16 protein-coding genes, 1 tRNA gene and 3 pseudogenes are annotated in these 22,041 nt (G+C 64.2%); 9 read left to right on the top strand and 11 right to left on the bottom strand.

Translation table 11 applies throughout. From position 1 onward, the window contains the following. The first annotated feature begins 59 nt into the window (after positions 1 to 59). The 5 genes from ACLLJI_RS14825 (at position 60) to ACLLJI_RS14805 (ending at position 4,851) form a co-directional block, all read left to right on the top strand. Complete coding sequence (locus ACLLJI_RS14825) at positions 60 to 992, top strand: cytochrome b/b6 domain-containing protein (RefSeq protein WP_434613688.1); 933 nt, start codon at positions 60 to 62, stop codon at positions 990 to 992. Positions 993 to 1,161: 169 nt separating this feature from the next. Next, positions 1,162 to 2,304, top strand: a complete 1,143-nt coding sequence (locus tag ACLLJI_RS14820; protein WP_434613686.1) for an acyl-CoA dehydrogenase family protein — start codon at positions 1,162 to 1,164, stop codon at positions 2,302 to 2,304. Next, positions 2,301 to 3,368, top strand: coding sequence for an enoyl-CoA hydratase/isomerase family protein (locus ACLLJI_RS14815; RefSeq protein WP_434613683.1), 1,068 nt, complete (start codon positions 2,301 to 2,303; stop codon positions 3,366 to 3,368). Before ACLLJI_RS14820 ends, ACLLJI_RS14815 begins: the two co-directional genes overlap by 4 nt. Further along, positions 3,365 to 4,078: an NAD(P)-dependent oxidoreductase gene (locus tag ACLLJI_RS14810; protein ID WP_434613680.1), complete on the top strand. Its 714-nt coding sequence runs from the start codon at positions 3,365 to 3,367 to the stop codon at positions 4,076 to 4,078. The genes ACLLJI_RS14815 and ACLLJI_RS14810 overlap by 4 nt, the downstream gene beginning before the upstream one ends. Further along, entirely contained in the window at positions 4,075 to 4,851 is a 777-nt protein-coding gene (locus ACLLJI_RS14805) for an enoyl-CoA hydratase (protein ID WP_434613677.1), read from the top strand. Before ACLLJI_RS14810 ends, ACLLJI_RS14805 begins: the two co-directional genes overlap by 4 nt. Positions 4,852 to 4,970: 119 nt before the next feature. Here ACLLJI_RS14805 and ACLLJI_RS14800 read toward each other — a convergent pair whose 3' ends face one another. Together ACLLJI_RS14800 and ACLLJI_RS14795 are read right to left on the bottom strand one after the other, a co-directional pair. Next, complete coding sequence (locus tag ACLLJI_RS14800) at positions 4,971 to 5,168, bottom strand: hypothetical protein (protein WP_434613675.1); 198 nt, start codon at positions 5,166 to 5,168, stop codon at positions 4,971 to 4,973. A 75-nt stretch (positions 5,169 to 5,243) separates the two neighbouring features. Beyond that, positions 5,244 to 5,915, bottom strand: coding sequence for a response regulator transcription factor (locus tag ACLLJI_RS14795; protein WP_283559403.1), 672 nt, complete (start codon positions 5,913 to 5,915; stop codon positions 5,244 to 5,246). A gap of 193 nt (positions 5,916 to 6,108) precedes the next feature. On the opposite strand from ACLLJI_RS14795, the gene ACLLJI_RS14790 reads away from it, so the two are divergent. Next, positions 6,109 to 6,185, top strand: a tRNA-Met gene (locus ACLLJI_RS14790). Between the two features lie 112 nt (positions 6,186 to 6,297). Here ACLLJI_RS14790 and ACLLJI_RS14785 read toward each other — a convergent pair. From ACLLJI_RS14785 to ACLLJI_RS14775, 3 genes and pseudogenes are all read right to left on the bottom strand, one after another. Next, on the bottom strand, positions 6,298 to 7,275 hold the full coding sequence (locus ACLLJI_RS14785; protein WP_283559402.1) for an aldo/keto reductase: 978 nt from the start codon (positions 7,273 to 7,275) through the stop codon (positions 6,298 to 6,300). 68 nt (positions 7,276 to 7,343) lie between these two features. Continuing rightward, a pseudogene (locus ACLLJI_RS14780) lies at positions 7,344 to 8,109 on the bottom strand (aldo/keto reductase). A gap of 208 nt (positions 8,110 to 8,317) precedes the next feature. Next, the gene (locus tag ACLLJI_RS14775) at positions 8,318 to 10,408 is read right to left on the bottom strand and encodes a DUF222 domain-containing protein (protein WP_434613670.1); all 2,091 of its coding nucleotides are present in this window, start codon (positions 10,406 to 10,408) and stop codon (positions 8,318 to 8,320) included. A 258-nt stretch (positions 10,409 to 10,666) separates the two neighbouring features. On the opposite strand from ACLLJI_RS14775, the gene ACLLJI_RS14770 reads away from it, so the two are divergent. Next, on the top strand, positions 10,667 to 12,304 hold the full coding sequence (locus ACLLJI_RS14770) for an ABC-F family ATP-binding cassette domain-containing protein (RefSeq protein ID WP_434613667.1): 1,638 nt from the start codon (positions 10,667 to 10,669) through the stop codon (positions 12,302 to 12,304). Here ACLLJI_RS14770 and ACLLJI_RS14765 read toward each other — a convergent pair. Beyond that, positions 12,293 to 13,321, bottom strand: a complete 1,029-nt coding sequence (locus ACLLJI_RS14765) for an SDR family oxidoreductase (protein WP_434613664.1) — start codon at positions 13,319 to 13,321, stop codon at positions 12,293 to 12,295. The two genes, ACLLJI_RS14770 and ACLLJI_RS14765, sit on opposite strands and share 12 nt — an antisense overlap. Then, a complete protein-coding gene (locus ACLLJI_RS14760; protein ID WP_434613661.1) occupies positions 13,315 to 14,286 on the bottom strand; it encodes an aldo/keto reductase in 972 nt (323 codons plus the stop codon). Before ACLLJI_RS14760 ends, ACLLJI_RS14765 begins: the two co-directional genes overlap by 7 nt. Before the next feature lie 88 nt (positions 14,287 to 14,374). On the opposite strand from ACLLJI_RS14760, the gene ACLLJI_RS14755 reads away from it, so the two are divergent. After that, positions 14,375 to 15,220 carry an aldo/keto reductase gene (locus ACLLJI_RS14755; protein ID WP_434613658.1) on the top strand — a complete coding sequence of 282 codons (846 nt, stop codon included), beginning with the start codon at positions 14,375 to 14,377 and terminating at the stop codon, positions 15,218 to 15,220. 132 nt (positions 15,221 to 15,352) lie between these two features. After that, on the top strand, positions 15,353 to 16,753 hold the full coding sequence (locus ACLLJI_RS14750; protein WP_434613655.1) for a serine hydrolase domain-containing protein: 1,401 nt from the start codon (positions 15,353 to 15,355) through the stop codon (positions 16,751 to 16,753). A gap of 93 nt (positions 16,754 to 16,846) precedes the next feature. Here ACLLJI_RS14750 and ACLLJI_RS14745 read toward each other — a convergent pair. The 4 genes and pseudogenes from ACLLJI_RS14745 to ACLLJI_RS14730 form a co-directional block, all read right to left on the bottom strand. Further along, positions 16,847 to 18,033 (bottom strand): annotated as a pseudogene (locus ACLLJI_RS14745) (TerC family protein). Between the two features lie 154 nt (positions 18,034 to 18,187). After that, positions 18,188 to 18,497: pseudogene (locus ACLLJI_RS14740) on the bottom strand (FAD-binding domain-containing protein); the annotation flags it as partial. Between the two features lie 326 nt (positions 18,498 to 18,823). Next, complete coding sequence (locus tag ACLLJI_RS14735) at positions 18,824 to 19,621, bottom strand: PspA/IM30 family protein (protein ID WP_434613652.1); 798 nt, start codon at positions 19,619 to 19,621, stop codon at positions 18,824 to 18,826. Between the two features lie 186 nt (positions 19,622 to 19,807). Continuing rightward, complete coding sequence (locus tag ACLLJI_RS14730) at positions 19,808 to 21,820, bottom strand: TPM domain-containing protein (RefSeq protein WP_434613649.1); 2,013 nt, start codon at positions 21,818 to 21,820, stop codon at positions 19,808 to 19,810. Between the last annotated feature and the right edge of the window lie 221 nt (positions 21,821 to 22,041).

The following is a 22,041-nucleotide window of genomic DNA, read 5'->3' as shown; positions in this document are numbered from 1 at the left end:
GAACGGTGGAAACAGCTGCGTCCGTGCCCGCCACACTTCGCCGAGAGGTTCCTTAGAAGATGCCCACAGCAGTGAAGAATTCGTCATCGACGAAGAGTAAGTGGTCCAGGTTCATTTGGATTGTGCCGGCAGTGGTCAGTGGCCTGCTGGTTGTGGTGTTGCTGGCCAAATGGTTCACGGGTTTGTCGGGTGTGCAGTCCTTCCTGACCGACTATCCCGGGCAATCGCGTCTGCCGGACAGCGCCCCCGTGGGCTTTCCGGCCTGGCTGGCCTGGCAGCACTTCCTGAATGTGTTCTTCATCGTACTGATCATCCGGTCCGGCTGGCAGGTGCGCACCGCCAAGCGGCCGCCGGCGCACTGGATCAGGAACAACAAGGGCCTGATCCGGACCAGGAATGCGCCCGTCAAGATGAGTTTGGACCTGTGGTTCCACCTGAGCCTGGACGCTCTGTGGGTGCTCAACGGCCTCATCTTTGTGATTGTGTTGTTTGCCACCGGACAGTGGATGCGGATCATCCCGACCAGGTGGGACGTGTTCCCGAACGCCGTCTCCGCCGCCCTGCAGTACGCGTCCCTTAGCTGGCCAATCGAGGACGGCTGGGTCAACTACAACGCACTGCAGCTGCTGACCTACTTTGTGACAGTGTTCATTGCCGCACCCTTGGCCATCATCACCGGGCTGCGCATGTCCTCGGCCTGGCCAAAGAAGGCGGAGAAGCTGAACAAGGCATACCGCATCGAGGCCGCCCGGTCGCTGCACTTCCCGGTCATGCTGTACTTCGTGCTGTTCATCATCGTGCACGTCACTTTGGTTCTCGCCACCGGGGCGCTGCGCAACCTCAACCATATGTACGGCAGCAGCGACGACATCAATTGGGTGGGGTTCGGCATCTTCGCAGCTTCCCTTCTGGTGATCGTGGCCGCCTGGTTCCTGGCCCGGCCGCTCTTCCTGCGACCGGTGGCGGCCTTGTCCGGAACCGTGAGCAAGTAGTCCCCGGAACCCTGAGCAAGTGGTCCCCGGACCGTAAGCAAGTAGTCTCTGGGCATCATAAGTACCTACCGTCCTCAGGAGTAAGTAGTTAACGGAACGGCGAGTAGATAGCTGTCCAATCAAATGGTTCCACAGCAGGCCAGCCGTCCAGCCAGACAAAGGAGCGCCCATGTTTGAACGCACGGAGGACCAGCAAGCCATGGTGGCGATGGTGCGCGACTTTGCCGGCGGGGCCATTTCCCCGCACAGTGCATATTGGGATGAGACGAAGCATTTCCCGGTGGACGTCCTGCGCGAAGCGGGCACGCTGGGCATGGGCGGAATCTATGTGAGCGAAGAGTACGGCGGATCCGGGCTCACGCGCACCGATGCCGTGCTGATTTTTGAGGAGCTGGCCAAAGCTGACCCCACCATCGCGGCGTACATCTCCATCCACAACATGGTGGTGTGGATGATCGACGCCTTTGGCAATGCCGAGCAGCGGGCCAATTGGGTGCCGCAGCTGGCGTCTATGGAGGCGTTGGGGAGCTATTGCCTGACGGAACCGGGGGCCGGTTCAGACGCCGCGGCGCTGAGCACCCAGGCGGTGCGCGACGGCGACGATTACGTTCTGAACGGGACGAAACAGTTCATCTCCGGCGCCGGTGCTGCCGGCTTCTATCTGGTCATGGCACGGACAGCCGACACGGGCAGCCACGGCATCACGGCCATCGTGGTACCGGCAAACCTTCAGGGTCTGTCGTTCGGGCCGAACGAAAAGAAAATGGGGTGGAACGCACAGCCCACCCGCCAAGTCATTTTTGAGGATGTTCGCGTCCCCGTGGCCAACCGGCTGGGGGCCGAAGGCAGCGGATTTGGCATTGCCATGAAGGGACTCAACGGCGGCCGGATCAACATCGCCGCCTGCTCCCTGGGCGGTGGCCAGGCCGCCCTGGACAAGTCCATCGCGTATCTGAAGGAGCGCACGGCCTTTGGCGGAACCCTGATCAGCAAGCAGGCCCTGCTTTTCGAGATTGCGGACATGGACACCGAGCTGGAAACGGCGCGGACCCTGGTGCTGCGCGCCGCCGAAGCCCTGGATCGCGGAGCCGCAGACACCGTGAGGCTGTGCGCGATGGCCAAGCGTGTGGCCACGGACGCCGGCTTCAACGTGGCCAACAAAGCCCTCCAGCTCCATGGCGGCTACGGCTATTTGGCGGAGTATGGCCTGGAGAAGATCGTGCGGGATTTGCGCGTCCATCAGATCCTGGAAGGCAGCAACGAGATCATGCGCTTAATAGTGGGCCGGCTGGCAGTGGAGACTAAGAAATGAACAATGACGACGTTCTGGTGCACCGAGCCGGTCACCTGGGCCACCTGATCCTGAATCGGCCCAAGGCCTTGAACGCCCTGACGCACGGCATGATCGCCGCGGTCGCCGACTCCCTGGATGCCTGGGAAAATGACGACGACGTCAGCACCGTTCTGATCTCCGGGTCCGGTGAGCGCGGCTTGTGCGCCGGCGGTGACATCGTGGCGATCTATCGTGACGCCCGCCTTGGTGGCACGGAAAGCGCCGCCTTCTGGCGCGACGAATACATTCTCAACGCCAGGATCAAACGTTATCCCAAACCGATCGTGACCTTGATGGACGGAGTGGTCCTGGGCGGGGGAGTGGGTATTTCCGCGCACGCCGCCATCCGCGTTGTCACCGAACGCTCCCGGGTGGGCATGCCGGAAACGGGCATCGGTTTTGTCCCGGACGTCGGCGGCCTGTATCTGCTCTCACGCGCGCCGGGCGAGTTGGGCACGCACGCAGCCCTGACCGCCGGCATGATCAACGGCGCCGACGCCATGGCGATGGGCCTGGCCGACCACTTTGTGGACTCCGCCGACCTGCCCGCGCTCATCGGTGGGCTGGCCGAACGGCCCGCACGCGCCGTCGTCGGCCGTTACGCGCAGGTGACGCCGGAATCGCCGTTGTCTCAGCAGCGGGACTGGATCGACCAGGCCTATGACGGGGACGACGTCGGCACCATCCTTGAGCGGCTGGCCCACCTTGGGCAGCTGGAGGCTGCGCGCGCGGCCGAAGCAATCCGGGCAAAGTCGCCCACCGCGCTGAGCGTGACGCTGGCGGCGCTGCGGCGCGCCAGGAGCATGGACAGCCTGGAGGCGGTGCTGAATCAGGACTACCGGGTATCTCTGCACGCGCTGAGTTGGCCCGACTTTGCGGAGGGGATCCGCGCACAACTGGTCGACAAAGACCGCAATCCGGCGTGGGACCCCGCCACCTTGGCGGATGTGTCCGCGGCGGACGTGGAACATTCCTTCCAGGACTTGGGCCCGGACGAGCTCGGTCTAAGCTTCGTCCCGGCACGATCGGAGGCAGCATCATGAGCAGGGCAATCGCGTTCATCGGGCTGGGCCATATGGGGGCGCCGATGGCCGCTAACCTTGTCCGAGCCGGGTACTTGGTCACGGGTTTCGATGTTGTACCGGCGGCCGTGGACGCGGCCCGGACCGACGGCCTGACGATCGCCGAGTCAGGCGCGGAGGCGGTCACGGGGGCCGAGGTGATCATTACCATGCTGCCGGCTGGCCAACACGTCCTTGCCGCCTATCAGGGGTCCGACGGGCTGCTGGCCGCGGCGGCACCGGGGTCCCTATTTTTGGAATGTTCCACCATTGCCGTGGCCGATGCCCGCGTCGCTCACGACATGGTCCTGGCAGCAGGACACCGTGGGCTGGATGCCCCGGTGTCTGGTGGAGTGGCGGGCGCCGAGGCCGGGTCGTTGACGTTCAGGGTGGGCGGGGATGCCGGCGACTTTGCCGACGCCGCGGAGATTTTTGACGTGATGGGCAAGCGGATTGTGCACTGTGGCGGCCCCGGCGCCGGGCAGGCCGCGCAGGCGCTCGAAGCGACCGGCGTGGTGGCGGAGCTGGGCAGCCGGGCCGAGGAGATCCACCGCCGGTTCGCCGAGGGCGCCGGCGCCGGGACCGACTTCTCCGGAATCATCAATGACATCCGCGCCGCAGCGCAGACCGCAGGTCGGAACACAGGGCACGGCACGGCGCAGAACCCAGCACAGAACAGGACGCAGGCATGAGCGACTATCTTTCGATCCTTACCGAGCAGCGTGGCCGGGTCGGCATCATCACGCTCAACCGGCCGGAGGCCCTGAACGCACTCACCGACGACATGGGCCACGAAATCGTTGCGGCGGCGCGGGCCTTCGACAAGGATCCGGGCACGGGTGCAATCGTCATCACCGGATCATCCCGTGCCTTTGCCGCCGGTGCGGATATCAAGGAGATGGCCGGGAAGTCCCTGGTGGACATGTACCTGGCTGACTGGTTCTCCGCCTGGGACGAACTGGCGCGGGTCCGGACGCCCATGATTGCCGCCGTCGCCGGTCACGCACTGGGCGGGGGCTGTGAACTGGCCATGATCTGCGACTTCATCATTGCCGCGGACAACGCCAAGTTCGGACAGCCCGAAATCAAGCTCGGCGTGATTCCCGGGATGGGCGGCTCCCAGCGGCTGACCCGCGCCATCGGTAAGGCCAAAGCCATGGAAATGGTGCTGACCGGCCGCGTCATGGGTGCCGAAGAGGCGGAGCGGTCCGGGCTGGTGGCCCGGGTGGTGCCGGTGGACGACCTGCTCGCCGGCGCCATCGCCACGGCCGAAACCATTGCCGCCATGTCCAAGCCGGCGACAATGATCGCCAAGGAAGCCGTCAACGCGGCATTTGAAACCTCTCTGGCAGAAGGCGTGCACATGGAGCGCCGGTTCATCTACGCCTGCTTTGCCACCGAGGACCAGAAAGAGGGCATGACGGCGTTTATGGAAAAGCGGGCGGCCGACTTTAACCACCGATAACGGGCCGCCCCTCGCCCGGTCTCCCCGCTGCTCCCCGGATGCAGAAAGCCCGCCGGGCTTGGCCAGGAAGAATGAGGTTCCTGACGTCCCGGCCGCGGCCGCGCTGGAAACGAGAATGTTCACGGCTTGGAAACGGCGTTGAGGAAATCTTTGATCTTCTTGGCCATAGCAGTAGACTCCGACCAGTGGGGATAGTGACCTCTCCTGAGCGCGACAATTTCGTGGCGTTTCACTTTGCTCAGCTGACGCTCATGGAGGTCGAGCCATTTCGGATTGCTGTCCAGCGAGTCGTGCGCAAGGAAGGTGAGGACCGGCATCGTGTCGGGTAGCTGACACCGGCAAGCTTCGCGGCGTTGCTGCTAATCCGGTCCTCAACCGACGCCTGGCACTGGTCAGTCGGAGGACAGCCGGTACCCCATGCCCCGCACGGTGCTCAGCGTTGAAAGCCCGAAGGGCACATCGATCTTTCGGCGCAAGTAACCGATGTAAACCTCGACAACGTTATCTCCGCCGTCGAACATTGGATCCCAGACGTTATCCAGAATCTCCGCCTTGGAGACCACCTCGTCCGGATGGCGCATCAAAAACAACAGCAGCCCGAATTCCCGGGCCGTAAGGGCGATCTGCGTCCCGTCCCGGGAGACGGACCGCTTCAACGGATCCAACAGCAGAGTGCCCACGGTGAGGGTCACCGGCCGCTCTGGCGCGCCTCGCCGGATCAGGGCGCGCAGTCGCGCCACCAGGACAAGGAAACTGAACGGCTTAGTCAGGTAGTCATCGGCGCCCAGATCGAAAGCATCCGTCTGGTCGTACTCGCCGTCCTTGGCCGTCAGCATCATCACCGGTGTCCAGATCTGCCGTTCCCGCAGTTCCTTCAGCACCGCGTAGCCGTGCTTGCCCGGCAGCATCAGATCCAGTACGACGACGTCATAGGGGTTTTCGGTCGCGGCCCACAGCCCGCTGATCCCGTCATGGACGACGTCGACGACGAAGCCTTCGCCGGTCAGGCCGCGCCGGATGGTTTCGGCCAGCAGTTTCTCATCGTCGACCAGCAGAACACGCATACCGACATCCTTCCACTCCCAACTGGCCTGATGGAGGTAATTGATGCCCATGTCCGCCCGAGGCCTGTGAGAATACTGAGGAGTCGGTGGGAGATCGCATCTGCCGCTCGACCCGGGATCCGCCGAATGGCGATGGCCGACGAGGCGAAGTGGTCAATCTTCCGCGGAATAGCGGGTATAGTTGAGCAAGCGACGCGGGGTGGAGCAGTTCGGTAGCTCGCTGGGCTCATAACCCAGAGGTCACAGGTTCAAATCCTGTCCCCGCAACCACAAAGAGGCCCTGACCAGCGGAAACGCCGGTCAGGACCTCTTGCTTTCCAGTCGATTATGCCTCTCTCTTTATTCGCCGGTTACATCGTGTCTCCCGCCGGTTACATCGTGCTCAAAAGCCGGCTACCCCATGTGGCACGTAGTGTTCCTCCAGGGTCGATAACTCTTCGGCGCTGAGACTGATCTCCAGGGAGGCCACGGCGTCGTCCAAATGGCTGAGCTTCGTCGCGCCGACAATCGGCGCGGTCACGGCGGGATTCGACGAGACCCAGGCCAATGCCACCTGCGCCCGGGGCACGCCGCGGGCGCCGGCCACCGCCGCCACGGCTGAGGAAACCTTCCGGTCCGCGTCTTCGGCCTGCCGGTACAGGGACTTGCCGAACTCATCGAGGCCCGCACGGGTTGTCGCCGCGTCCCAATCCCGCGTAAGCCGCCCGCGGGCCAACGGACTCCACGGAAGGACACCGATTTTCTGGTCCTGGCACAGCGGATACATTTCCCGCTCCTCCTCCCGGTTGATCAGGTTGTAGTGGTCCTGCATCGTGATGAACCGTGCCCAACCGTTTGCTGTCTGCGTGTGCAGCGCCTTGGCGAACTGCCAGGCATACATGGATGACGCGCCCAGATAGCGGACCTTGCCGGACCGGACGACGTCGTTCAGTGCTTCCAGCGTCTCCTCCAGCGGCGTCTCGGGGTCCCATCGGTGGATCTGGTAGAGATCGACATAGTCCGTCCCGAGCCGGCGCAGACTTTCATCGATCTGCCACAGAATCTGTTTGCGGGACAGTCCGGCCCCGTTGGCCCCGGGGGCCATGCGACCGTGGACTTTGGTGGCAATTACCAGTTCTTCTCTGCGTCCGTAATCGGTGAGGGCACGGCCTAGGATTTCCTCGCTGGAGCCGTTCGAGTAGACATTGGCGGTGTCAAAGAAATTGAAGCCGAGCTCAAGGGCCTGCCGGATGAAAGGACGCGATTGATCCTCGGGCAGGCTCCATCCGTGGTTCCCTCGCTGCGGGTCTCCGTAGCTCATACATCCCAGCGCAAGCGCCGACACGTCCGTTCCAGTGTTTCCAAGTTTGACGTATTTCATAAGTTATCTCCTGTGCTGGCCGTTAACTCCACTTTTTCCGTCGCTGGTTCTCTCGACCCTGTCCGCTTTCACGCCTCCCGCGTGCCCGGGGAAGTGGTCAGGGCCGGATCCCGCTGGCCAGCGCCCCGACGGTGTCGTCAATTTTGGCCAGGAGGCCGGCATCGAGACGGACTCCCGCTGCCTTGACATTGGAGCTCACCTGCTCCGGCCGGGATGCACCGATGACTGCGGATGCGACATTCTGGTTCTGCAGTACCCAAGCGATGGCCAACTGCGCCATGCTCAGACCAGCATGGTCGGCGATGGGTCGGAGCTTTTGCACCGCGTTGAGAACCTCCGGAGACATCCAGCGTTTGATGGTGTCCGCTGCGCCCTTTTCGTCCGTTGCCCTAGCCGAGTTCCTTTGCCAGCGCGTGGCCATCCCGGATCTGTTGCGCGGTCAACTCGCTGACGCCGATGTACAGCGCCTTGCCCTGTCGGACGACGTCGGCAAAAAGCCTGCAGCCGCCGGAGCGAGCCGTCGATTGACTCGAGGATGTGCTTCCGGGAGAGCCCGACGTCGTTGTGCCCCTTGGGCCCGGTCGGACCGAATACTTTGGTGAAGATTTCCAGAGACTGGCGCCGCTCGCCTTTCAGAGCAGCCCCGGGCACTGTTTCGGCTACCGTGTTGGCATAGACGTCGGCCGTGTCAAAGGTGCTGACGCCTGCGTCCAGGGCGGTCCGGACGCCGGCTGTGGCGGTATCATTCTCCACCTGCGATCCGTGCGTAAGCCAGTTGCCGTAGGTAATTTCGGATACTTTGAAACCGCTGTTGCCAAGATATCTAAAGTCCATGTGTCCGATGCTATCCGCCGCGACTCAGGCCCGTATAGGGCGGATCCAATATCGGGACGAGGTGATCACCAGCATCCCGCTTCCCTCACTGTTCCACTTGTTGCGCTTCCAGGGACAGAGATGTATTGCTGGCTGTCCGCGTGACTGAGGGCGTCAATCCTATGCTCCTGGTCGCGAAGGCGCCGTTGCCGGCTGAGAATTGGGCTCGTCAGAAGGGTGGTGGGAGTTCGGGGTTGTTGGGGTAGACGCGTCCGGTGGGTGAGGTGTGGATGAAGACGCCAGGGGTTGGTTGGGAGACGGTCCAGCCGGTGCCGGGGTCGTCTTTGAGGTGGTGGTCGAATGCGCAGAATGCGCCGAGATTGGTGTCGCTGGTTTCGCCCAGTGGCAGGGGTGTGCCATCAGGGGCGTAGGTCTGCCGGTGGTAGGGGATGGTGTGGTCGATTTCACAACTTCTGGCGGGTTTATCGCAGCCGATGCCCCGGCAGGTCTTGTCCCGATTGATGATCCAGCGGCGCAGGTCCGCCGCGGGTGTGTAGGCGTTGCGTCCGATGGAGAGGATGGTGCCGGTTTCGGGGTCGGTGAGGAACCTGAGCCAGGAGGTCGCCAGGCCGGCGAGTTCGCGGGCCTGGTCGGCGGGGATGGGGCCGTACCCGTCGAGGTTGCCGGGCCGTTCGTCCAGTCCCATCAGCGTCAGGACGGGGACGGTGACGGCGACCTGCGCCGGCGGGTAGCGGCGGGTTTTCCTACCCCGGCCCCCGCTGGCACCGACACCGGTACTGCCCGCGCCGCTGCCGGTACTGGTACTGGTGCTGCTGCCGTCGCCGTCGCCGTTGCTGCCGTCGCCGTCGCCGTTGCTGCCGTCGCCGTTGCCGGTGCTGCCGTTGCCGGTGCTGCCGTCGCCGTTGCCGGTGCTGCCGTTGCCGGTGCTGCCGTTGCCGGTGGTGTTGTTGGTGGTGTTTTGGGGGTCGGGGTCCAGGGCGAGGTCGAAGAGGTCCATGAGGACGTCGGCGCGGTATTCAGCGATTGCACGGGAGGGTTTCCCGCCGGGGGTGGTGCCGGTGGAGGGTTCGCCTTCGTGTTGGGCGTGGTGGGCCCAGGCGTCGATGGTTTCGTAGAAGCGCCGGGCGTCCACGGCGGGGAGGAGGGCACCGATTTCGGCCATTCCGTCGGGTTGGGCGAGGAACCAGACGTCTCGGTGGGTGCGGGCGCGTTCGTGCCGGGCGGCGAGGGGTTCGGGGTCGAGTTTCTCCGCTGTTTCCCTGGCGTATCTTTCCAGCGCCCGCGGGGTCAGGGACGGGGCGAGGGCGGTGATGGCGGCTTCGACCGGGCCCCAGAGCGTGGCGGGGGTGGTGCCGAGTCCGTAGAGGACGGCCTGGACGCGGGCCCGGTCCAGGATGCCTTGTTCCTGCAGTGCGAGGGTGACCGGGAGGAATATGGTGAGGTCTTCGCTGTTGTTCAGGAGGCGCTGGGCGCTGTAATGGCTGGTGTGCAGGGCGGCGCCGATCTCCGCGGCGGCCCATTTGGATTTGTCCGCCAGCCACTCCCGGCGCCCGGGGATACGGGGGTTGCGGGGTGTTTCGGCCGGCAGCGGGGGGCGTTCTGCGGCGAACGCGGCCACGGCCCGGGCCTGGATGGCCTGGGCCCAGGACATCATTTTCCCGGCCGCGGCCGCGTAGTCCAGGTTCTGGCCGGCGTCCCCGCCTGTCGGGTCGGTGAACAGCAGGGCAGCGGCTGCGCGGAGCGGGTCCAGCGGGTCCGGGTCCTCTTCACGGACCAGGGCGGCCAGCAGTGCCCGGCGGGCGGATTCGTCCTGCAGGCCAGCGAGCCGCACATCCGGGGACGCCAGATCACTCTCTGGCAGCACCGGTGGCTGCACATCCGCGGGCTGCACCGGTCGATGCACATCCGCGGGCTGCAGGTCAGTATCCGGCAGGCCGGGGTCCGGCAGGTCACTGTCCGCCGGTGGCTGCAGGTCCGCGGGCTGCAGGTCAGTATCCGGCAGGTTATTCTCCGCTGGCGGTTGCACATCGGCGGCCCGTGGATCGGCCGGCGGGTCATCGATCATCCGGCCGTCGGCAACTCGATTATCCGCAGCGGTGATGTCCAGGGCGGGTCTGTTCATCAGGGAGTGCCGGAGGTCCTCGTCGGTGACCGGACGGCTCGGTCCCCATATCAATTCCGGGAGAAATGGGACCGCGGACACCGCAGTCAGAGTGCCTTGGGCATGGCCGGGACGGGCGTGTTCGGGTCTCCCGAGGTATTCCTCGAGGAGTGCTTCGAAACCGGGTTCGCCGTTCATGCTACTAGTATATTCTAGTTATGCTACCATGGCCATAGTTAAATCGAACATATATCTTAGCCTGTATCGTCGTCTCCCCGTCGGCGCCTGACCGTATCAGTGTGGAGTTGCGGTCGTGGTCAGACGGTGTCCGACTGAGCACACCGGCGGGAGTTGTGGTCAGTCAGCCCGCGTCCCAGACTGTCCGTGCGCGGGCTCTCCTCTGCCTGACCGTCCACCATGTGCGGGCAGCCTCCGCCGGTTGAATAAACTTGACCAATGAGTGCAACATTGGTGGCCAAGGACCTTTCCGGCGGCCACGCCCACCGGACACTGTTCGCCGATCTCAATCTGACTGTGGCACGAGGGGACGTGGTGGGTGTCGTGGGTGCCAACGGTGCCGGCAAATCAACGCTGCTGCGCATCCTCGCCGGGGTCGAAGGCCCCTTCGCGGGCACGGTCAGCACGGCGCCGTCGGATGCCTTTGTCGGCTGGCTCCCGCAGGAACATGAGGGTCGTCACGGCGAAACGGTGACCGGCTACATCGCCCGCCGCACCGGCTCGGTCCAGGCAACCGCAAGGATGGAAGCTGCCGCGGACGCGCTGAGCTCGGGAACCACCTCGGCCAATGATGATTACGCCGCGGCGCTGGACCATTGGCTCGCCTGCGGTGCGGCGGATCTGGAGGACCGGATCCCCGCCGTGCTGGCGGAGCTGGAGCTGGGAACGGGTCCGGACGCGCAAATGACCGCCCTTTCCGGCGGCCAGGCGGCCCGGGTGGCCCTGGCGGCGCTGCTTCTCAGCCGCTTTGACATTGTCCTGCTGGACGAGCCCACCAATGACTTGGATCTGGCAGGACTGCAGCGGCTGGAATCCTTCGTTCAGGGGCTGCGCGGGGGCGTGGTCCTGGTTTCGCACGACCGCGAGTTCCTGGCCCGTTGCGTTACCTCCGTGGTTGAGTTGGATCTGGCGCAGAACCAGGTGACCGTTTACGACGGCGGCTATGACGCGTATCTGCAGGAGCGGGCGACCGCGCGCCGGCAGGCACGTGAGGCCTATGACGAATTCGCCGACAAAAAGTCGGATCTGGTCGCCCGCGCCCGCACTCAGCGCGAATGGAGCTCGCAGGGCGTGCGCAACGCGATGAAGAAGGCCCCGGACAATGACAAGATCCGGCGCCGCGCCAGCACGGAGTCCTCGGAAAAGCAGGCGCAGAAGGTCCGGCAGATGGAATCGCGCATTGCGCGGTTGGACGAGGTGGCCGAACCGCGCAAGGAGTGGCATCTGCAGTTCGCCATCGGGGCGGCGCCGCGCTCAAGTTCTGTGGTGGCCACGCTGAATCAGGCCGTCGTTCGGCACGGCAACTTTACGCTGGGACCGGTGTCGCTGCAGATCAATGCGGGGGAGCGGATCGGGATCACCGGGCCCAACGGCGCGGGCAAGACGACGCTGCTGCGGCTGCTGCTCGGACATGAGGCGCCCGACGGCGGCATGGCGGCTCTGGGCGCCAATGTCGCGGTGGGCGAAATTGACCAGGTCCGCGGAGGGCTGGCCGAGGCCGATGGTCTCGGCGATGCGTTTGAGAGCCAGGTCCCGGAGCTGAACGGCGCGGAGGTGCGCACCCTGCTGGCCAAATTCGGGCTCAAAGCGGACCAGGTCAGTGCCGCCGTCGGCAGTCTCTCACCGGGAGAGCGCACGCGTGCCGCGCTGGCCCTGCTGCAGGCCAAGGGCGTCAATCTGCTGGTGCTGGACGAACCCACGAACCACTTGGATCTGCCCGCGATCGAGCAGCTGGAGGAGGCGTTGGAAGGTTACGACGGCACCCTGCTGCTGGTCACGCACGACCGGCGGCTGCTGGAGAAAGTCCGGCTGGACACCCGCTGGGACGTCAGCGGCGGCCGGGTTTCAGTCCGTTAGCGGCGCCCGCCGGGCCCAAGCCACAAGCCCACCCGACAACGCCATGAAGTCCCGGTCGACGGTCTGCGCTTCGGGGTGCGCGTCGTGCCAGCCGATGATTTCCCGTGCCCCCGCGGAGTACGGAATGTCCGCGCGGTATTCGGGCACCAGGGACTTGATCTTGGCGTTATCGAAAATGACCGAGTGCGCCTTGTCCCCGAGCAATCCGGGGCCCAGCGACGGCGCATGCGCGGCAATTGTCTCCGAGGACACATGCACCAGCTCGGGCTCCGAAACGCCTGCTGCCTTGGCCAGCAGGCGGTAAATCTGATCCCAGGGCAGGAATTCGTCAGAGGTAATCGTGTAGCTTTCGCCGACTGCCTGCGGGCGGCCCAGCAGGGCGGTGAAGGCGACGGCAAAGTCCCTGCTGTGCGTCAGCGTCCACAGCGAGGTGCCGTCGCCATGCACCAGCACCGGCAGGCCGCTCCGGAGCCGATGAATGTCCGTCCACCCGCCCAGCAAGGGCAGGGACGTGCGGTCATAAGTGTGCGAGGGGCGGACGATCGTCACCGGGAAGCCCTCGTCCCGGTAGGCCTGCATCAGCACGTTCTCGCAGGCGATCTTGTCCCGTGAATACTGCCAGAACGGGTTGCGCAGCGGCGTCGATTCCAGGACGGGCAACCGGGCCGGCGGTTTCTGGTAGGCCGAGGCCGAGCTGATGAAAACGTACTGACCGGTCCGCCCAAGGAATCGGGCGATTCCGGCGGCTGCATGCTCGGGGGTGAACGAGACGAAGTCCGCCACGGCATCAAACCTGCGATTTCCCAAGGCTGCCTGCACCGCGGCACCGTCGCGGACATCCGCCTGCAGGACTTCGGCATCCTTCGGAGCCGGGCGCAGAGACGAGACGCCGCGGTTCAGTACGGTGACCCGATGTCCCTGGGCGACGGCGCGTTCCACCGCGGCCGCGCTGATCACACCAGTACCACCGATGAAGAGAATGCTGGGCGCGGCGGCGAACCCCCGGACGCTCACCATGCGTAGTCTTCCGGCGCGCTCCGGTGGCCGGGGAAGATATCGTCGAGCCGGTTGAGCGCGTCGTCTTCCAGCCTGACATCCAAGGCGGTAATGGCGGCGTCCAATTGCTCCTGGGTCCGGGGCCCCACGATCGGAGCGGTTACAGCGGGCTGGTGCAGCAGCCAGGCCAGGGCTACGTTGCCCGGTTCCTGACCGAGTTCATCGCAGAAGTCCTCGTACTGCTGGATCTGATCCCGATGGTTTTTGAGGGTCTCCTGGGCACGGCCCTCAGTGCGCCGGACGCCGCCGCGCTCCTTTTTCATTACTCCGCCCAACAGGCCGCCATGCAGCGGCGACCACGGAATCAGTCCCAGCCCATAGTGCTGCGCTGCCGGAATGACCTCGAGTTCCACGTTCCGGGTGAGGAGATTGTAGATGGACTGCTCGCTGATCAGACCGTTGTAATGCCGCCGTGCGGCAGCCTCCTGCGCGTGTGCGATGTGCCAGCCGGCGAAGTTGCTGCTGCCCGAATACAGGATTTTGCCCTGCTGGACGGCGACTTCGACGGCCTGCCAGACCTCCTCCCAGGGCGTGTTCCGGTCCACGTGGTGGAACTGGTAAACATCGATGTAGTCCGTCTGCAGCCGCTTCAGGCTGGCGTCCAGCGCCCGCCGGATATTCAGCGCGGAAAGTTTCGACTCATTGGGCAGGTGCGTCATGGTGCCATACAGCTTGGTCGCCAGCACGGTATGTTCGCGGCGGTTGCCGCCCTGGGCAAACCAGCGCCCGATGATCTCCTCGGTCCAGCCCCGATGGTGTTCCCCACCGTAAACATTGGCGGTGTCGAAGTAATTTATCCCTGACTGATGGGCCGAATCCATGATGGCGTGGGAGTCAGTTTCCTGGGTCTGCGGTCCGAAGTTCATCGTCCCGAGGCACAGACGGGACACTTTCAGACCAGAGCGGCCCAGCTGGGTATATTCCATTCCTCCAGTCTGCTCCAAACGCGTCTAGGCTGGGAAGAGGCCGGCGGAACTTCCCGCCGTCGGCATGACAGCGTGGAAAGGCAAACATATGTCTACTGAGCCGAAGGTTATCGTGCCCGAGCTGACTCTGAACAACGGGGTAACCATCCCTCAACTGGGGTTCGGTGTTTTTCAGGTCCCGCCGGAGGAAACCCAGAGAATCGTCGAGGACGCGCTGGCAGCCGGTTACCGCCACATTGACACCGCCGCTGCCTACGGCAACGAGGCCGGCGTAGGGGCTGCCATCGTCGCCTCGGGGATTCCGCGCGAAGAGCTGTTCATCACCACCAAGCTTCGCAACGGTGAACAGGGGAGTGCCGCAGCCGCTTTCGAGAACAGCCGCAGGGCGCTCGGTGTGGACATTGTTGACCTGTATCTGATTCACTGGCCGGTCCCATCACAAGGGCTGTTCGTGCAGGCCTGGAACGCAATGGAGAAGCTATACGCCAAGGGCGCGATCCGGGCCATCGGTGTCTCCAATTTCCTCCCGGCCAATCTGGAGACATTGCTGGCCGGTGGCAGTATGACTCCGGCGGTCAATCAGATAGAACTGCATCCCACGTTCCAGCAGGAGGACGTTGCGGCCAAAAGCCGCTCCCACGGGATTGAGATCGAGGCCTACAGCCCACTGGGCCAGGGAAGTGATCTGTCTGCCGAAACGGTACGGACGCTGGCACAGAAACACGGTGCCACACCGGCGCAGGTCGTGCTGGCCTGGCACCTGGGCCGAGGGACTATCGTGATTCCCAAATCCGCGGATTCATCACGCATGCGGGAAAATCTGGCCGCCGTCACCCTGACGCTCTCCGCCGAGGAGCTGGCAGCCGTCGGCTCCTTGGAGGCCGGCCAGCGGATCGGTGCGGATCCGGCGACGGCGGCGTTCGCCCAAATGTGAGGCATGGCCGTCAGCGCAGCATCGGAAGGCACAGCAAGCGGGTAGGGCAGCCGCAGGTACAGTACGGGCATGCACAGCAGCAGTACAACGCCGCGGCCGACACGGACTGCGCCGCTCCAGCAGGGAGGCACGATGGCACGGTTGCCGAAGCATTTCGGCCGCGTAGCTGCTGGCTGTGTGGCGGGTGTCCTGGTCGGTACCGGTCTGTCTTTTGTGTCGTTGGAAGGTGCCGGGTCCGGCGCGGCGGCCGGATCTCACGACGGTGCCGCCAGGTACCGCGGCGCCGGGGCGGACAGCCGGGCTAATGTAGACCGCAACGGACAGGTCAACGGAGGCAATTTAGCCGGCGGGGCCAAACCCGGTGGCACGCCCGGCGGCGGCACGCCCGGCGGGGCCAAATCAGGAAGCGGGACGCCCGGGATTGGCTCGACCAGCGGCGGCACGTCTGGCAGCGGTTCGTCCGGCGGTGGCACGCCCATTCCTGTGGCCGCCGCGCCGCAGGGGCTCTGGCAGTCGCTTCCGCCCGATCTGCAGTCGACGGTCAGCAATTTCGCTGCCGATCAGGGTGCCGCCGGGGTAGCCGTCGGGATTGCCACCGCGCGGGGCCGGTTCCTCTCGCTGAATGGCTACGCCGATGTTGACAACGAAACGTTCCTTCAGGGAACGGATCTATTCGCTTATCGGAGCATCACCAAAACCTTTGTGGGCACCGTGATCCTCCAATTGGTTGCCGAAGGGAAACTGCGGCTGGACGACCCGGTGTCAGATTACGTGGCCTCGGTTCCGTCCGGTGACACCATATCGGTGCGGATGGCGCTGGAGATGCGGACCGGGCTGGCTGAGTATTCCGATACTCAGGACTTCTCGGACCAGATGAACTCCGGGGACGAGTACATCTGGACGGATGCGGACCTGCTCGCAGATTCTTTTGCACAGCCGCTGGTTTTCGACCCCGGCACGGACTTTGGCTACAGCAATACCAATACCGTGCTGTTGGGAACGATCATCAGGGTGCTCACGGGCCAAACCTGGGACCAGCAGGTGAGGACCCGGCTGCTGGATCCGTTGCACCTGACCTCCATCGTGTATCCGCCCAATGCTGCGTTGGGTGCCGTGCTGGAGCCGCCCGAGGATACGTCTGCGGATGGTCCGTCGGGCCTTCAGCCGCCCAGCGATACGCTGTACAGCGCGGCGGGCGGACTGTTCGGAGATATCGGTGATCTGCTCAGTTGGGGGACCGAACTCGGGTCGGGGACGCTGCTTCCCTCGGACCTGCAGGCTGCCCGGATGACCTCGGTTTCGGATCCGCAGAACAGCGACTTCACTCCATCGTACGACGGATATGGATTGGCGCTGGGGGAGCTCGACGGTTGGTGGGGACACACCGGTGTTGGATTCGGCTACGAATCTCTGGTCATGTATGACCCGGTGAGAAAAGCAACGGTGGCAATCCTGATCAATACCGCGCTGGCTGACCCGAACGCGGCCGCCGACCTGTTCCGCGAACTGGTTCCCCAGCTCGGCCGGCTTTGAGCCCGGCCTGCTTTGAGCCCGACCTGCACGGCGGAATCAAGGCCGTGCAGGTCACACGTCGGCGCCTCGGCCGTAGGCCGCTGGGATAAGGGGCTACTTGGCCGGGAACTTTGCATGCTCGGCGTGCGCCCGGCGGACCAGCTCGCGGATCTCATCCACATCCTTGGCTTTGTCCCGGTGCTTCAGGGGCATTTTGCGGATGTCCTGCTCGGCCGCCGTCATCAGGGTGTAGACACGCTCGCGCTCGGTGAGGTCCACCGTGTAGGTCAGGTCCAAGTACTCGGTGGCATGGTGCCGGATGCCGAAACCGCCGCCTGCACCTTGCCCGCCGGGCTGAGCAGGGAGGCAACCACAGTCACTGCCAGGACGCCGATGATCACGGCCAGTGACAGGCCGGTGCTGATTTCCAGGACCGGCACGGACTCCCCGCCATTGACGAAGGGGAGGTTATTTTCATGCAGTGCGTGCAGTACCAATTTGACGCCGATGAAGGCGAGAATTGCGGCGAGGCCATAGGAGAGGTAGATCAGCCGGTCCAGCAGTCCATCGATCAAAAAGTACAGCTGCCGAAGGCCCATGAGGGAGAAGGCTGTGGCCGTGAAAACAATATAGACGTTCTGTGTCAGACCGAAGATCGCGGGAATCGAATCCAGGGCGAAGAGCAGATCTGTTCCTCCGATGGCCACCATCACCAGCAGCATCGGCGTCAGTACGCGTTTCCCGTCTTCCTGCGTGAACAGCTTGTCGCCGTCGTAATGCTCGGAGGTGTGGAAAAACTTGCGGGCCAGTCGGATGATGAAGTTATCCGCGGAGCCCTCGTCCTCCTTTTCCGGCTTGAGCAGGTTGCCGGCGGTGATCAGCAGGATCAGCCCGAAGATGTAAAAGACCCAGGCGAAGGAATTGATGAGAGCGGCACCGAGGAAAATGAATCCTGTCCGCGCCAGCAAGGAGAAGACGATGCCGAAGAGCAGTACCTTCTGCTGGTCCTCCCGGGGTACCCGGAAGCTTGCGATGAGAATCAGGAACACGAACAGGTTGTCGACGGAAAGTGCTTTTTCGGTCACGTATCCGGCAAAGTATTCCGTGCCCATTTGCGTGCCGCCGAAAATCCACAGCCCGACGCCGAACAGCAGTGCCAGACCCACGTAGATGCCGGACCAGAGGGCGGCCTCTTGGAGCTTGGGCACATGCGCCTTGCGGATGTGGAAGAAATAATCGAACGCCAGAAGTCCGAGAATCAGGACAATGGTCAGGCCCCAGGTGAGGGGGGATACAGTCATGATGGCTGCTTTCGTAGGGTGGTGACGGCATAAACGATCACCATAAGTCTCTCCAAACAGTCTCATATGACTGCCCGCTGCACCCGGCGGAGCGACATTGCTCCACGTGTTGACGTATGCAGCGTAACGGATACTCCCCTACGTGGGACTCACACTACAGGTCAAAGGGCCCCGGGGCGAATCCAAGTTCCGGAAGGTAGCGGCGCAGATACCGGCCCTCGCAGTCGAACTTTTGCTGTGGGTCACAGGATTGAAAATCCGGAAATAGGGTGGGGCATCGGCACCGGAGCCCGCCACCCACTGCCAATTGGCGGGGTTGCTGGCCGCGTCTGCGTCCACCAGTGGATAGCCGATGTACCCTGCTGCCACGATTTCAGCTCGGCCGCGGATACCGGTTCCCAAGGGAACCCGTCGAATTCCGGGCGGTAGTTCACGGTCGCGAGATCCGGGTTGAAGTGCAGCAGCCGGGAGCCCGGTCCGGCCGGGATGGGCGCAGATCCGAGCTGGCCAGGGTGTCCGTGCGGGCGTGCAGCCCGTCGATCCGAGCTGGAGCCCAGAACGGCTGGCGAGGCTCAGCGGCGTCGGGCTGCCTCCAGCGCCGGGTTGTCTGTTAACCTCAAGTCATCGCGCAGTCATAGAATGCTCGGTCCCATTCGCCCAATCTACCGGCTGCACCTCGACCCACGCTGCCGTTTCCACCGGCCCCCTGCCGGCTTAGGGGCCCGCTTCCGCGGACCCCCTGCCGTGTCGAACTGCGTCGACGAGTTATCAGATCAGACGAGAAACCTGATCAGAGGTTTTCGAACTCGGCTTCATCCACGCCGGCGGTAGCCTTTGAGTCCTGGGATCCTGCCTGGATCGCGGCCGGCGCGGTAGTGTTCCCGGACTTCAGGGCAGCGAGTCTCGCTTCAATCTCGGTCTGCTCGCCCAGATCCTCCAGACTGTTGAATTGGGCATCCAGGCTGGAGGCCGCCAGCTCAGCCTGGCCGCGGACCTTGGCTTCTTCGCGGCGGATCTTTTCCTCGAAACGGCTCACCTCGCTGGTGGGGTCCAGGATGTCGATGCTCTTGAGCGCGTCGTGGACTTGCGTTTGTGCTTCCACCGTTTTTGAGCGGGCAATAAGCTCATTGCGCTTGGCGGAAAGCTCACCGAGCTTGCCCTTCATCTGGTTCAGCCCGGTCTTGAGCTTCTCCACGACGTCAGACTGGGCTGCGATGCTCGGCTCGGCGGTTCTGGCCTCGTTCTCGGAGGTCATCTGGCGCTGCAGCGCAATCTTGGCGAGATTGTCGAACTTCTGCGCGTCTGGGTCATTTCCCCCGGCGCGGTATTCATCGGCTTTGCGGCTGGCTGCCAGGGCCTTAGTGCCCCAATCCCGTGAGGCCTTGATGTCCTGCTGGTAGTCATCCTGGAGCATCCGCAGATTACCGATGGTCTGGGCCACCGCTGATTCAGCTTCGGCAATGTTGTTGGTGTAGTCACGGACCATCTGATCGAGCATTTTCTGCGGATCTTCGGCCTGGTCCAGCAACGCGTTGATGTTGGCCCTGGCCAACTGTGAGATACGGCCAAAAATGGACTGCTTAGCCATCGTGTTACCTTTCGTCCTGCTCTGGGTCCCCGTGAGGAATGGGCAAACCTGATATCGCTGAATGTAGCCTGTCAAAAACCATAGTCTGGCTTCCTCCGGTACTGCGGCCGCTCACCGCCCCGCCGTCGTCGACCCAGACGGTCCCGCGGCCGTCGGAGTGTGACGTTCCCTGCGCTGTGGTCGACGTCAGAAGTTCCCGCCGCCGCCGCCGAAGCCGCCCCCACCGCCTCCGCCGCCGAATCCTCCGCCTCCGCCGCCGCCGAATCCTCCAAATCCGCCGCCACCCCAGCTGCCGCCGTCCCTGCCGCCGCCGGAAATCATTCCGCCGAGGATACCGCCCAAAATCGCGCCGCCGAAGCCACCACCGCCGAAGCCGCCCCCTCCGTAACCGCCGCCGCCGCGGAAGCCGGAGACATCGGACTGGGCAAGCTGGGCGGCCTGTTGGGCCAACGCGCTGGCCTGCTGCGCATAAGTCAGCGCCGAGACGGGATCGCTGCGTTGGATGGACAGCGCGTAATCGAGGTTCCGCTGCGCTTCGGCGATGCGGGTCCGGGCCTCGGATCCGACGCCGCCGCGGCGGGCGGCAATGTAATCCTGCGAGGAGGAGATCTGCGCCTGCGCGGCCCTGATGGTCTGGGCCAGCGACGCCAAGGCCCGGGCGGCCTGCTGCTGCTGGTCCCGGATGCCAGCAAGCATGGCATCGATACCGCTGTGGGCCTTTTCCAATTGGGCAAGGATGGAGACGGGGTCCAGCCGGTCGGCCGCAAGCTCCTGCTGTGCCTGATCCAGCACTGACTCGGCCGCGGCGATCTGGCCGGTGAAGTGCGGATTCGTCCCCGAGGAGGCCAGAGCTTTGGCTTGATTCAGATCGGAGCCAGTTTCTCGTACGGACTCCCGCAGCGCCGAGAGCGCCTGATCGAGGCCCTCGGCGACCTTGCCCACTGCGTCAAGCAGCAGCTTGGCCTGATGCAGACTTTCCTCCGCCGCCCGCACAGCCACGGCGGCGCCGCTGGCGTCCGAGGCGGAGATTTTCTCCTGTGCCGTCTGCGATGCGGTCTGGACAAATTCGAGCCGTTCCTGCGCCTGGCTGATGTTGTCCCCGATGGTGGAGAGAGCCGATTCCGTGTACCGGCTCTGCAGGGCCGTCAGGTTGGCCTCCGCCGCGGCGACCCTGGCTTCCGCCTCCTCGCGGCCGGCCGCCACAGTGGCCAATGCCTCCGGGGCATTCTTTTCCAGCTCCCGCAGTGAATCGAAGTTTTCCTTCTGCTCTTCCAACGACGCGTTGGCGGCTTCGCAGCGGCGGATGATCTCCCCGTACCAGGCGCGTTGTTCCCCGACTGTATCCGGGATGGCATCGTCGAGCTGCTGTTGGAGTTTAAAGGACTCCTGCAGATGGCCTTGGGCCTCGAACAGGGCCTTCTGAAACGGTTTCACGGCCTCATCGCCATAGGCGGCCTGGGCGAACCCTACCTCTTGTTCACTGGATTTGATGGCGTCATCGGCCGCAATGAGGAGGGAGCCGGCCCGCTGGCGCAGCTCGGGAATGCTGACTCCCGCCAGAGGGTCAAGCTTTTCGCCGTCGGGTCCGTAGCCGGACTCGGTGGCAGCCTGAGCGGTCTTCCGTCGTTTGCTGCGGATCGCGAGGGCCGTGCCGGCCCCACCGAGGACGACGACGCCACCAATACCGAGGGCGACGTAACCTCCGGTGGGGTTCGGAACGGTGCCGCTGCCGCCTCCGGCCGCGTCGCCCAGGGCGGCGGCCGCGTCGATCGCGGCCTGCGCCCAGTTGTGGCCGCTGAGCTGGGGCTTGATGGCCTTACCGATGATGTTTTCGCCCTGTTGCGGCGTCAGGGTCGTGTTCTTTCCGCCAAGAAACGTGAAATGGCCCTCGTCCGTTGCCACAGCGAGAAGGGCATCGTGGCTGCCCATGCTCTTGCTGTTGACCACGGACTGGCCCCATGCCTGTGGATCCATGGAATCGAAGGACTTCACGTACACCACGAACAGGGTGTAACCGTGGTCCCGGCTCAGCTGTGTGAGGGCGTTTTTGACGTCACCGGCTTTGCTGCCGAGAACTCCGGCAGCATCCACCACGTACTGGCCGGCCGGAATGTTCACGGGCGGTTCGGCATTGGCCGCTGTCCCGGGGAGGAGCAGCAGGGCGGCGAGTCCCGCCGCGGCAAGAAGGCGAGTGAACAAACTGAGACCGGACCGCATATGAAACCCTTCGGTGCGTTACCTGCGAACCCGTTAGTGGAAGACCCCGGCCGGGGCGCACTCCGGGCAAAGAGCCCCGGCGACCCAGCAGCGAAGTGCCGAAGCGAGCCGTGGCAGCTGGTTTTGATTCTATGATGCGTCCAGATGCCAGTCCATATTGCAGGATATGCCGCTAGCGAAAACAAGCTGTCCGGCGGAGACTT

It is taken from the genome of Arthrobacter sp. A5 (genome assembly GCF_051131705.1).
Classification (GTDB): domain Bacteria; phylum Actinomycetota; class Actinomycetes; order Actinomycetales; family Micrococcaceae; genus Arthrobacter_M.
Note: the sequence above shows the minus strand (reverse complement) of the source record. Positions and strands in the feature narration are given on the sequence as shown.